General features: G+C 41.8%; 13 protein-coding genes and 2 other annotated features. Of the genes, 9 read left to right on the forward strand and 4 right to left on the reverse strand.

Translation table 11 applies throughout. From position 1 onward, the window contains the following. Nucleotides 1-78: 78 nt before the first annotated feature. A complete protein-coding gene (locus AC6CHS_RS17700) occupies nucleotides 79-639 on the forward strand; it encodes a nitroreductase family protein (protein ID WP_498238053.1) in 561 nt (186 codons plus the stop codon). 346 nt (nucleotides 640-985) lie between these two features. On the opposite strand, the gene ddlA is transcribed toward AC6CHS_RS17700, so the two are convergent. Next, entirely contained in the window at nucleotides 986-2,083 is a 1,098-nt protein-coding gene (gene ddlA, locus AC6CHS_RS17705) for a D-alanine--D-alanine ligase (protein WP_498238054.1), read from the reverse strand. Nucleotides 2,084-2,230: 147 nt separating this feature from the next. Further along, nucleotides 2,231-2,478: a binding site (T-box leader), on the forward strand. Between the two features lie 36 nt (nucleotides 2,479-2,514). After that, nucleotides 2,515-2,778: a binding site (T-box leader), on the forward strand. A 67-nt stretch (nucleotides 2,779-2,845) separates the two neighbouring features. Between ddlA and trpE the strand changes: the two genes are divergently transcribed. Genes trpE through trpA form a run of 7 tightly spaced genes read left to right on the forward strand, consistent with a single transcriptional unit; the run spans nucleotide 2,846 to nucleotide 9,236 of the window. Continuing rightward, nucleotides 2,846-4,261: an anthranilate synthase component I gene (gene trpE, locus AC6CHS_RS17710; RefSeq protein WP_498238055.1), complete on the forward strand. Its 1,416-nt coding sequence runs from the start codon at nucleotides 2,846-2,848 to the stop codon at nucleotides 4,259-4,261. Next, a complete protein-coding gene (locus AC6CHS_RS17715) occupies nucleotides 4,242-4,853 on the forward strand; it encodes an anthranilate synthase component II (protein ID WP_498238056.1) in 612 nt (203 codons plus the stop codon). The genes trpE and AC6CHS_RS17715 overlap by 20 nt, the downstream gene beginning before the upstream one ends. After that, on the forward strand, nucleotides 4,825-5,853 hold the full coding sequence (gene trpD / locus AC6CHS_RS17720; RefSeq protein WP_498238057.1) for an anthranilate phosphoribosyltransferase: 1,029 nt from the start codon (nucleotides 4,825-4,827) through the stop codon (nucleotides 5,851-5,853). The genes AC6CHS_RS17715 and trpD overlap by 29 nt, the downstream gene beginning before the upstream one ends. Beyond that, the gene (gene trpC, locus AC6CHS_RS17725; RefSeq protein WP_498238058.1) at nucleotides 5,850-6,647 is read left to right on the forward strand and encodes an indole-3-glycerol phosphate synthase TrpC; all 798 of its coding nucleotides are present in this window, start codon (nucleotides 5,850-5,852) and stop codon (nucleotides 6,645-6,647) included. The genes trpD and trpC overlap by 4 nt, the downstream gene beginning before the upstream one ends. Next, nucleotides 6,637-7,251: a phosphoribosylanthranilate isomerase gene (locus tag AC6CHS_RS17730; protein WP_498238059.1), complete on the forward strand. Its 615-nt coding sequence runs from the start codon at nucleotides 6,637-6,639 to the stop codon at nucleotides 7,249-7,251. Before trpC ends, AC6CHS_RS17730 begins: the two co-directional genes overlap by 11 nt. Continuing rightward, complete coding sequence (gene trpB / locus AC6CHS_RS17735; protein ID WP_498238060.1) at nucleotides 7,248-8,444, forward strand: tryptophan synthase subunit beta; 1,197 nt, start codon at nucleotides 7,248-7,250, stop codon at nucleotides 8,442-8,444. Before AC6CHS_RS17730 ends, trpB begins: the two co-directional genes overlap by 4 nt. Then, on the forward strand, nucleotides 8,445-9,236 hold the full coding sequence (trpA, locus tag AC6CHS_RS17740; RefSeq protein WP_498238061.1) for a tryptophan synthase subunit alpha: 792 nt from the start codon (nucleotides 8,445-8,447) through the stop codon (nucleotides 9,234-9,236). It abuts the gene before it with no gap. Between the two features lie 78 nt (nucleotides 9,237-9,314). Here trpA and AC6CHS_RS17745 read toward each other — a convergent pair whose 3' ends face one another. The 3 genes from AC6CHS_RS17745 to AC6CHS_RS17755 form a co-directional block, all read right to left on the reverse strand. Next, nucleotides 9,315-9,509, reverse strand: coding sequence for an SHOCT domain-containing protein (locus tag AC6CHS_RS17745; protein WP_498238062.1), 195 nt, complete (start codon nucleotides 9,507-9,509; stop codon nucleotides 9,315-9,317). A 67-nt stretch (nucleotides 9,510-9,576) separates the two neighbouring features. Next, entirely contained in the window at nucleotides 9,577-10,437 is an 861-nt protein-coding gene (locus AC6CHS_RS17750) for an AraC family transcriptional regulator (protein ID WP_498238063.1), read from the reverse strand. A 203-nt stretch (nucleotides 10,438-10,640) separates the two neighbouring features. Then, nucleotides 10,641-11,402 (reverse strand): hypothetical protein, encoded by a 762-nt coding sequence (locus tag AC6CHS_RS17755; RefSeq protein ID WP_498238064.1) that lies wholly within the window; start codon nucleotides 11,400-11,402, stop codon nucleotides 10,641-10,643. Between the two features lie 427 nt (nucleotides 11,403-11,829). On the opposite strand from AC6CHS_RS17755, the gene AC6CHS_RS17760 reads away from it, so the two are divergent. Continuing rightward, nucleotides 11,830-12,405, forward strand: coding sequence for a CotY/CotZ family spore coat protein (locus AC6CHS_RS17760; RefSeq protein WP_498238065.1), 576 nt, complete (start codon nucleotides 11,830-11,832; stop codon nucleotides 12,403-12,405). The last annotated feature ends 47 nt before the right edge of the window (nucleotides 12,406-12,452 follow it).

Below are 12,452 nucleotides of genomic sequence, written 5' to 3' on the forward strand. Positions count from 1 at the left end.
GCTTTTCCCTATTTATTCCGATACAATTTAAGTGAAAACTATTATCAATTATGCATACGCATGACCAGGAGGCATAAAATGAATACGACAGGCAAAAAAACTGCACTGGCAAAGGCTATCCGGGAGCGTCGGTCAGTAAAAAAAGGCTATAATGATAAAGCAGTAACAGAAGAAGTTATTTTGGACTTACTAGAGGATGCAGTGTGGGCACCAACTCACGGTATGCGTCAACCATGGCGTTTTATTTTTGTTGGACCTGAAAAATTAGGGGCTTTTGCCAAAAAGATCGCTTCTACTTATCCTGAGGAACGACAACAAAATCGTGAGGACTACCTCAACGAACCAAATGCTATTCTTGTCGTGGTGATGGATGAACCAGAAATACCGAAGCAATGGGAAGAGAACTACGGCGCAGTAGCTTCTATGATCCAAAACTTTTGGTTACTTGCATGGGAGAGACAGCTTGGTGCTGTTTGGAAGACTAACCCTCACATTTATGACCCGAAAGTAAAAGAAATTTTAAATATAGGCGATGAAGAAAAAATCGTTGGCTTTGTTCATTTAGGCTATTTTGATGAACAACCTGCCTTGAAAGAACGACTGCCAATCACTGAAAAATTCACTCGATTTGAAGGGTAAAAAACGTGACAATACAAAAAAGAGATCCGAACAAATTGGATAAACCAAAAACCGAACGATTATTCAAGGGTCTCAGGTCAAAAATTTGAATTCATGGCGATTTTTTTACCTTCGGATTTTAGAAACAATATATTCAGCGGAGGAAAATACGGAGACTCCTGTGGGAACAGCACGAGTCCGAAGACCCCGAAAGAAAAGGGACAAAGGCTAAGGTCGGCACGTCCTGTGGCAACGCCTTTGTGACCAACGTCCTGTTGGCCCGAGGCCGTGCCCACGGAAAGCGTAGTATTTTCCGAAGCGCTGAATAAGCAGTTACTTTAATCAAAAGAGATTCATTGTTTACTTATCACCACACCGTACTTTTCAACTGTTGATCTTCTTCATAACGTTCAATTGCCAAGTCAATTAATGTTGTAATAAGATCTGTGTATTCCATGCCGCTTACTTCCCACAATTTAGGATACATGCTAATCTTCGTAAAGCCTGGCAAGGTGTTTACTTCGTTTACAATGATTCTTCCTTCTGGTGTTAAAAAGAAATCTACCCTGGCCAGACCTTCACACTGCAACGCTTGGAATGCCTGAATTGCTGTAGCTTTTATTTCTGCAGCCTTCTCCTCTTCAAGCTTTGCTGGAATGGATAGCTCTGCGCCCTTTTCATCAATATACTTGGATTCATACGAATAGAAATCATTTTGAGGGAGTATCTCACCAAGTTCAGATGCTTTCGGGGTTGCATTTCCTAGTACTGCACATTCAATTTCCCGACCATTAATCATTTCTTCAATGATAATTTTATGATCATATTGAAAAGCTTCTTCTACTCCAGTTACAAACTCTTCTTTAGTGGTAGCCTTGGTCACTCCTACAGAAGATCCCTGGTTTGCGGGTTTAATAAAAACTGGTGTACCTAAGGCCTCTTCTATCTTTTCAAAAGAGATGGTGTCTTTCTTTGCCCGATTAAAGGAGAACCCTTTGGCTACATCCACCCCTGCTTCTTGAAGTACTATTTTTGCAATACCCTTATCCATGCATACTGCCGAAGATAGAACATTAGGCCCTACATAGGGGAGATTAGCCATTCTTAGCATTCCTTGCAAACTTCCATCCTCACCTAATGTTCCGTGCACAATTGGGAATATCACATCAAGCTGTTCTAACGGAGTAGCGTCACCTGCTTTTACTAGCTGGTCATTTCCTTTTCCTGGCACTACCGCAACTCCATCATTTGATTTATTTAACTCTATTAATTTAGGGTTCTCTTCATTCAATAAATAGGATGAAGCATCGTTTATATGCCACTCTCCTTTTTTATCTATACCAACTAAGACGACATCAAATAACTCTTTATTTATGGCATCCACTATATTTTTAGCAGATTGCAAGGATACTTCGTGCTCTGCAGATTTACCTCCAAAAATAATTCCAACCTTCTTCTTCCCCATCAATCTAACATCCTTCCATTCAAATATATTTTTACCATACCACAAGAATGCTTGGGAGAACTAGAAGGTTAATACAGAAAATTTTCTCGAAAAAGTCCTTGACTTTTATCCGCATAGCCTTTATCATTATTTTCAATCAACTTAATCTAATGAGCGTTGAAGAAGAATAGTAACCTAGTTTGGACACTTGCAGAGAGCTGATGGTTGGTGAGAATCAGTGTGAACATTTAGGTGAATGGGCTTCTGAGCTTCCAAACCGAACCAGTATGCAGTAGGCTTTGGCGAACAGGTCTCATCGTTACACGAGACGCATATTGGGCAATGCATGCCCGATGTTGCTAAAGTGAGCTGTATTTCAGCTAATAAAGGTGGTACCACGGTCCCTCGTCCTTTTCGGATGTGGGGCCTTTTTGTTTGGAAAAATTAAATATCTAAAATCGTTTATGTAAGAGAAGTAGGTATACTAAAGTCGTTTCAGAGAGCTGGAATTGGTGGAATCCAGCACGAATAGGTATGCTGAATGGACTTACAAGAGGTTTTCTGAACATGTTTTTTAAGTAGGAAAACACGGAGTTCCGCCGTTACACGGATAGGATATCGATTCCCAAAGTCTGGGCTTCCGTATCTGAACAAGATGAGAAGAGAAAGATTCTCTTTTCAAGAGAGGTGGCACCGCGATCACAATCGTCCTCTATAAACGCAGTATTTGCGTTTGTAGAGGTTTTTTTATGGGTTCTTATTTAATCCAAGTAAAGGAGATGAATGACATTGAAAAGCCCAGTGAAACAGTTTGTTCATTACAAGTTTTTAAAAATAAATGCTGATATTTTAACACCTATTTCTACTTTCCAGCGATTGCCTGGGGCCAAGAAAGTACTTTTAGAAAGCTCCTTCAAACATGAAACGAAAGGAAGATACTCTTACATTGCCTGTAACCCTTACAAAGAGATTATCGGCCATGATAATGTGACGCTAGTCAAAAAGGAAGGATGCCGAGACGAGCAATATTCCCAAGAAGCTCTAGCGTACTTGAAGGAGAATCTTCCCCCGCTAGAAGCAGACCTACCTGTCCCTTTTCAAGGTGGAGCGCTAGGCTATATCGGGTATGATGCTATCCGACAATTTGAAGCAATAGGAGAAGCCCTGCAAGATCAGCTGGAAATGCCGGACATTCATCTTATGCTCTTTAAGACAATCATTGCGTTTGATCATCGAAATGAAGAAATCTATTTGATTGCTATGAATCCAGATCAAGAATCAGAGCAAGCGTTACACTCTCGGCTGGAATTTTTAAAGAAAACATTAAGTGAACCCTTTCCAGATCAAGGCATTGACAACAAACCCATCAGCTTTCAGCCAGAAATCTCACAGGCTATTTTTGAAGAAAGGGTGAGAATCGCTAAACAATACATTGAGCAGGGGGACATATTTCAGGTCGTGTTATCCCAACGTATGAAGGCCCAAATGAAAAGTGATCCTTTCTCTTATTATCGCAAGTTACGAAAAGCTAATCCGTCTCCATATATGTTTTATATTGATTTTGAGGATTACATCTTGCTAGGTGCTTCTCCGGAAAGCTTGATACAGACTAATGGAAAAGAAATTCTGACAAATCCGATAGCAGGCACAAGGCCAAGAGGTGCAACACAAGAAGAGGATGAGGAATTGGCGAATGATCTCCTGCATGATGAGAAGGAAATTGCCGAACATCGTATGCTCCTTGATCTTGGCCGAAACGACCTTGGTCGTGTTTGTGAAATTGGTAGTATTTCTCTTCCTACCTTTATGAAAATTGAAAGATACCAGCATGTCATGCATATTGTTTCCGAAGTAAAAGGAACATTGAAGGCGGGTTTATCTAGCATTGATGCTCTGATCTCTTGCTTACCAGCAGGCACAGTTTCCGGTGCACCTAAAATTCGCGCCATGCAAATTATTAATCAATTGGAAGATGCCAAACGAGGCGTCTACGCCGGGGGTATTGGTTATATTGGCTTTAACCAAGACATCAACATTGCATTAGCTATCAGGTCCCTTGTCATAAAAAATGAGATTGCCTACTTACAGACAGGTGCAGGAATTGTACATGATTCCCTTCCGGAAAACGAATATGCGGAGACTTTAAACAAAGCAAAATCACTTATGGAGGTGGCCAACGTTGATCCTGTTACTAGATAACTATGATTCCTTTACGTATAACATTTATCAATACGTTTCCGAAGAAGGTGAGGAAGTACATGTGTATCGAAATGATGCGATTAGCATCCAAGAAGTGGAACGTCTAGCTCCAGAAGCCATCATCCTCTCCCCTGGTCCTGGCCTTCCCGCTGCATCTGGTATTTGTCTTGAACTTGTTTCTCATTTTCACCGAAAGATACCGATCCTTGGGATTTGCCTAGGACATCAGGCGATTGCTGAAGCGCTTGGAGGCTCTTTAAGAAAGGCTAAGCAAATGAAGCACGGCAAGACATCACTTATAACCCACCAAAACTCCGGGCTTTTTCGTAATTTAAGTCAGCCACTTGAGGTAATGCGCTACCACTCCTATGTGGTGGAAAAAAACACATTGCCCCATGCATTAGAAATAACGGCAGAGTCTTTGGAGGATGGCGAGATCATGGCAATAAAGCATCAAATCCTCCCTCTATATGGCGTGCAATTCCATCCTGAATCGATTGGTACAACGGAAGGAAGAAGTGTGATTCGCAATTTTTTAGAGGGTATAAGAGAGGAGTTTTCCTATGAAACAATATCTAGAGAAACTAATTAACCAAGAAAATTTAACAACAGAAGAAATTCAGGTGGTGATGACCTCATGCATTAACGGGGGTGTGTCAGAAGCTGAGATTGCCTCCTTTCTAACAGCATTACGAGTAAAAGGGGAAACGCCAGAGGAAATAGCCGGAATGGTAGAAGTGATTCGTAGCCACTCTACATTTAACGGAACGCGTATTGCTAACGTAATGGACAATTGCGGCACTGGTGGGGATCAGTCTAATAGCTTTAACATTAGTACAACAGCTGCTTTTGTTATTGCAGGAGCTGGTATCCCTGTTGCCAAGCATGGGAACCGGAGTATATCCAGTAAAACAGGCAGTGCCGATGTCTTGGAACACTTAGGGGTTTCTCTCTCTTTTCCCAAGGAGCATGTAGAAGAAATGCTTACGGAAAACAATATTGCTTTTCTATTTGCCCCACATGTTCACGCTGGATTGAAGCCTTTCTCAAAGGTTCGGAAAGACCTTGGCCTTCCTACTGTTTTTAATTTGATCGGACCACTAACAAATCCAGTTCAGCTTGATACACAGCTGCTTGGAGTCTACCGAAGAGATATGCTACCTATGTTGGCAGAAGCTTTGAAGAAACTTGGGCGCCGAAGAGCACTTGTTGTAAACGGCGCAGGCTATATGGATGAAGCTTCTCTTGCAGGCGAAAACCATCTCGTCTTGCTTGAAGAAGGGAATGTAACTTCATTCACCCTTCATCCCGAAGAGGTAGGCCTGCCTGTGGTGCCAAATAAAAAAATACAAGGTGGGAGTGCTGCAGATAACGCGGAAATAACCCAACAAGTTTTACGAGGAATACCTGGTCCTTATTTAGATACGGTTTTACTAAACGCTGGTTTAGGCCTTTATGCAAACGGGGCTGCCGGAACAATTCGTGAGTCTGTGAAGCTTGCAAGAGAAAGTATTCAATCAGGAGCCGCTCTGGAGCGGCTAGAAAATTTGGTCAGCTACAGCAGGAAAATGATCGGCGAGGTGGTCTCATGACAATATTAGAAAAAATAGTGGCGCAAAAGGAAAAAGAAGTATTTGCATTGCTAAATCAAACGTTTGATCAAGAGCATTCTAGAGGGAAAGTAACACCCTTAAGCGAAGCGCTTATTACTTCTAACCAGCTTGGTGTTATTGCGGAAATAAAGCGGTCTTCTCCATCAAAAGGAGCTATTTCCCTGACAGTAGATCCAGTCACTCAAGCGAAGCAATATGAAGCTTATGGTGCAGCAGCCATCTCTGTCCTGACAGACAAGACATTCTTCAATGGGTCAATGGAGGACCTTCAGGCGGTAAGCAATGCTGTGAATCTTCCAGTATTGTGCAAGGATTTCATCATACATCCTGTACAAATTGACCAGGCAAAAGCATCGGGAGCTAGTATCATCCTGCTTATCGTAGCAGCATTGCATGAACAACAACTAAACGATCTATATGACTATGCCAAAAAACTTGATCTTGAAGTGCTCTGTGAGGTACATGATGAAAAAGAGATGGAGATAGCCAACAATCTTAATCCTGATTTAATCGGGATTAATAATCGAAATCTTAAAACCTTTGAAGTAGATCTCCATACAACGGAAGAATTAGCTAGACTTGCTAGGCCCAAATCCATTCTGGTTAGCGAAAGCGGGATAAAAACAAGCGCAGATGCCAAGTTGGCTGCAACAGCTGGCGCGAGGGCCATTCTGGTTGGGGAGACATTGATGCGCTCAAAAGACCTAAAAGGAACTTTTCAAGCATTACGAGTCCCTAAAATAATAGAAGGGAGTAAAGAAAATGCTCGTTAAAATTTGTGGAATCCAGACAGATCACGCTGCAGAGTCTGCGGTAAAGGCGGGAGCGGACTTTATCGGATTTGTTTTCGCAGACAGTAAACGAAGAGTTAATCCAAAGGTTGCTGCTGAGATTGGGACTCACCTCCCCCCTACCATTAAGAAAGTTGGCGTATTTGTAAATGAAACAAAAAAGAAGATAGAGCAGATTGCTGGGGAAGTAAACCTTGATTACATTCAACTACATGGAGATGAACCAGCTTCTCTTGCTAGAGAACTAGCTTACCCAATTATAAAAGCTTTTTCTGTAGGAGATGGCAACGTGGAAGAGATGAAAGACTATCCTTGCGATTATTACTTATTGGACAGTCCTGTAGGAAGATACCGTGGAGGCAATGGCAAATCTTTTGACTGGAGTCTTATTAAAGATCTAGCATTTAAGCCCAACAACTTTCTACTTGCTGGAGGATTGACATCTGAAAACGTAGCACAGGCCATACAAGAGGCAAACCCGTTCGGCGTCGATGTCTCCAGTGGTGTTGAAACACTTGGAAAAAAGGATAGTGAGAAGATAATGAAATTTATTATGAATGCTAAACGGAAGGAAGCGATTAAATGACAACCTATACGGCACCTGACAAAAATGGAAGATATGGTAATTTTGGAGGAAGGTTTGTACCCGAATTGTTAATGCCAGCACTACTTGAATTAGAAGCTGTGTACGAAAAAGCGAAACAGGATCCAGCATTCCAAGAAAGCTTGGACTATTACTTGAAACAATATATTGGCAGAGAAACTCCTCTGTACTTTGCCGAGCACTTAACGCAAAAACTGTCTGGTGCGCAGATTTACTTAAAACGAGAGGATCTAAATCATACTGGCGCCCATAAGATTAATAATACAATTGGCCAGGCCCTGCTGACAAAACGGATGGGGAAACAGAAGGTTGTCGCAGAAACAGGTGCTGGTCAACACGGGGTGGCTACCGCTACTGTATGTGCCTTATTGGATCTTGATTGTATTGTGTTTATGGGAGAAGAAGATATACGCAGGCAAAAACTAAACGTGTTTCGGATGGAATTGCTTGGGGCAGAGGTTCGCAGTGTATCACAGGGAAGCGGTACCCTAAAGGATGCCGTCAATGAAGCTTTACGCTATTGGGTAAATAATGTAGAGGATACCCACTATATCCTCGGTTCCGTTGTTGGTCCACACCCTTTCCCACAAATTGTGCGCGATTTGCAATCAGTCATTGGAAATGAGACCAAACAGCAAATAGTGGAACAAACTGGATCCCTTCCTGATGCAGTCATTGCCTGTGTAGGCGGTGGAAGTAATGCGATGGGAATGTTTTACCCATTTGTTGAGGATGATGGAGTGAAGCTTTACGGTGTAGAGGCTGGCGGAGCTGGCATTGAGACAAAGCAACATGCCGCCACTCTATCAAGTGGGAGTATCGGCATTCTTCATGGCACGATGACACACTTACTTCAGGACGACCACGGACAAATTGAGGAAGCCTTTTCTATCTCGGCCGGTCTAGATTATCCTGGTGTTGGCCCTGAGCATAGTCATTTGCATGCATTAAAGCGCGTGAGCTACACCTCGATTACAGATGAAGAGGCACTAGAAGCTTTTCAAATTTTATCAAGAACAGAAGGAATTATTCCAGCTCTTGAAAGCGCGCATGCTGTTGCCTATGCCCTGAAGCTCGCAACAAAAATGGATCCAAAAGAAAAAATTGTGATATGTCTTTCTGGGCGCGGTGATAAAGATGTGGAGCAAGTGAAAAACACACTGGAGGGAAATTAAATGGGAAAAGCCAACATGGAGAATTATTTTAAGCAAAAGCAATCTAAAGGGGGTAACCTTTTCGTACCTTATATTATGGCAGGTGATGGTGGCTTAGAAGTGTTAAAAGAACGTGTCCTCTTTCTACAAGATTGCGGAGTCGCAGCTATTGAAATCGGCATCCCGTTTTCTGACCCTGTCGCTGACGGTCCTACCATTCAAGCAGCAGGAAAGCGGGCTTTGGAGAATGGCACGACCCTTTCTGGAGTCTTGAAAGCTTTACAGGCATTTAAAGATGAGCGGAAGGTTCCCATCATTTTGATGACATATGTTAACCCTGTGTATCGTTACGGATTAGCCTCCTTTGCGCAGGATAGCGCCACAGCTGGGGTGGATGGTGTTATCGTACCAGACATACCAATCGAGGAGGAGAAGTTTATAGCAGATGAACTGCAAAGCGAATCCCTGGCCTTTATTAGATTGGCAGCTTTGACAAGTACAAAAGATAGACTAATAGAAATTGCCAAGAGATCGGAGGGCTTCTTGTATGCCGTAGCAGTCACAGGTACGACTGGTGCACGTGAAGCATATGGTGATGAGGTAAAAGCTTACTTGGAAATGCTTAAAACAAACAGTTCCGTTCCTGTTTTGGCCGGTTTTGGTGTTTCCACCCCGGAACAGGCTCAGACTTTAAGTAGCTATTGTGATGGGGTTATTGTCGGTAGTACTATCGTTGAGCTATTTCATCGGGGGGATACTGAAAAGATTCAACAGCTGATTCAAGATACCACACATCCAGCAATAATAGGCTAAATATCTTTTCCTTTTTTCTTTGCTAAGGGAAAGATGTTAAAGGACAAAATGAAGGATGTTGCCGATGCACATCCTTCATTATTTCCCACGTCTCTTGAGCGCTTCTTCATATTCCTCTTTGGTCAGCTCCCCTTTTTCATAACGTTCATGCAAAATAGAAAGCGAATCGGTAGTCTTTTGCCTTTTGTTACGACTAAGAATAATAAAGATGACAACGAGAACAATGATAGTAAGAGTAATTCGAACATAAGGTTCCGTGAAAAAACCAAGCATAAAAGCCCTCCTTCTCACTATTACATTGCCCCATAACTGCTCTTTTTACACATTGAACGTGGGTGTATTATTTCTTCAAAATTGGAATCCAGATTTCACTGTAATAATCTTCAAGGTGTGGATCACCATTTGTGTATGCCTCAATCTCTGGCCCACCAGCATGTTCATAACCTGTTGATGGAAACCATTCTGAGAAGATCCGTTCCCACACTTGTTGTATCGCTTTTGGCATGGGCCCTTTCACAGGGAATACAGCCCATGTAGATGCCGGAATCACGCCTTCTTCCCATGTATCCGGCACTTCCATGTTTGATTTCTCTGTACCAATAAAATAGCGGACTTGCTCCTGCTCCTTATCAAAATCCATACAAATCCCCATGATCCCCATCTCTCCAGCGTGTAATGCTAATTCGTCGTCCAATCTATTATTTCTGGACTCTTCCCAGAATGCCGGAACTTCCAATTTGTTTTGGCCATCGACCAGTGATGTCTTGATACTCTTTCCCATTACAGAAAAAGCATCCTTTTCTACGATCTTGTAATTCATTTCTTCATCACCCTTTAATTGAATTTGAAAAGAGAGTTTCGGAAAGGCTTTTAATGGCTGATCATGCTTACGCACAGATGAGGGGCTGAGGCCATGTACCTTGCGAAATGCTTTAGAAAATGATTCCGGTGTTTCATACCCATACTTCATTGCTATATCAATTACTTTCGTATTAGAATGAAGTAACTCCTGGGCCGCTAATGTGAGGCGCCTTTTTCGAATATATTCTCCTACCGTATATCCAGTCAGCATCGTAAACATCCGTTGGTAATGAAACTTGGACATGCAGGCAATCTTAGCAGCGTCCTCCACGTTCAGTACTGTACCTAAATGCTCCGCGATGTACGTTAAACTTTCAGCCATTCGATTTAATGCTTCCATTTCCTTCTTCCCTTTCTATAATCCAATTTAGCACCCATATAAATTGATAGCTGGTCATTCCCTGCTCATTACAGACAGATTTCTATTAATCATTATAGCATCAGCTCTACTTTATAACGCAAAAACTCCGAAGCTTCATGCTCCGGAGCTGTATGCAAAAATTGTTATGAGGTTGTATTGTTGTTAATTGAAGCTTGATTCGCCTATGCTGGTGCTGGTCCGCCCCCAGTAAGTGCGGATGAGTTAGTGATAAGGTTTTGTGGTGTATTGATTGGAATTGGGCCGTTTCGATGCTTGTCGTGAGTATCCAAATCACAGAACTTACCGTCTCTTTCGATTCCTTGACGTACAACCGTAACGTGAGTGCGCAAGATTGCTTTGAAAAGAAGTAAGTTAAGGATTGTTCCCCCATCATCAGTACCGATTAACGGCTGTATAAGCTGTGCTTCGACAACAGGGTCTGTTTCAAAGACTACGTCTCCTGGCCGCGCTCCTGGACAGTGCGTATGCTCTTGGAAGTAGACTCTGATCGGAATGCTAAGTTCCACAACTCCACCTGTTACAATAACATCGATAGTTGCTGGTACGAAACCAAAATTAACTACAGTGTCTTTGAGGACGGTTATTTCCTGCTCGATTCCTGCATAGTTTGGCGTCACCCTGATATTTACCAATCCAGGGATAAGGCCAGTTAACAGTCCAAGAATTCCCGTCAATATTGCATCACCTGCTCCAAACGGTCCTAGAGCTGCTGGAAGAGCAAATTCTGCAGTTTTGTGTGCATCTTTTGAACAGATAACCTTCTCCACTAAAGCACCTTGTGATCTTGGTCTTTCATGACAGCTACAATGATCGCTATGGCATCTGTCACAGCTGCTGCTTGGTGCTAGATCGCGGTCATCATGCCTGTGATGATCATTTTGATTGTCATTATATGCATTATAAAAATTGTTTCTTTTATACATTAATAATCCTCCCTTTGTATATTTTATAGAAGCTTTCTGCCTATTAATTTCTGTGGAAAACTTCCTTACGCTTATATATATATGTCAGCCATCGAATTTTGAATAGATAGATGTACCCGTACATATGCGTATTTTTAGTAGATTAAAAGCATAAGAAAAAAGAAAAGAAAGCTGGTGATCAGCCAGCCTTCCCGTTTCCTATCTAGGGGTAATTTCATGGGCAAATCTTCTACAGGCCTGTATCGATTTATATTATGTTTATGTCAAATGACAGAAAGTGGCTCTGCGAATCCCCCAGGTTATCCACACAAATTAATAATCTTATAGACTATATACTCAATTAGCTAAAAAATGGACGAGTAAACAGGCTAAAACGTGGCGAAAACATACATTAAGTAGTGACATCTTTATCAGAAGGAGAGATAATATGGGCTATTATAGAAACAGCGATATGTTTCAATTTAAGGAATCAAAAGATTGTGTTTGTGATACTGTACAGAACATCGTAAAAGCTCAAAAGGAGGTTCAGGAGGAAGGATGGAATTATTCTATTCGCCAGCTTAAGAAGGGAAACGGTATGGATCCACAATACTCCACTATCCCGTTTATTTTGTATACGAAAGATGATGGCAGTCCTTTTATAGGAAGTGGTATTTTCCAGGCACCTTATCATAGAAATGATACGTTTTTCGGCTGCATCGAAACTCCTGTATTACGTGCAAAACATTTTACAATGGATAGTAATTGCTGTGTAAAAGTAGAACTACTACTTCCTATCTCAAATGGCTGCGAGATTCAACCCTACCCAAAGGATAAACATAGGGTAAGTGCATATTTCCCAGAGGATGAACCTGTCACAGACTTTCTTGCTACAGGGCTCTGTCTCACTTTAGATCTTAAAAAGTTTCTCGGTATCACTTGTTTAGATGCCATTACACCGATCCCTCATGAAGAATTCTTTGCGGAAGAAAGACCTCAAAACCATCATCACATGGAATATTAACGTTAAAATGCTTTACAGACTCAAAAAGAGCCAAGCGGGGTTTAATG

This window comes from Oceanobacillus sp. GQ8, from assembly GCF_059758495.1.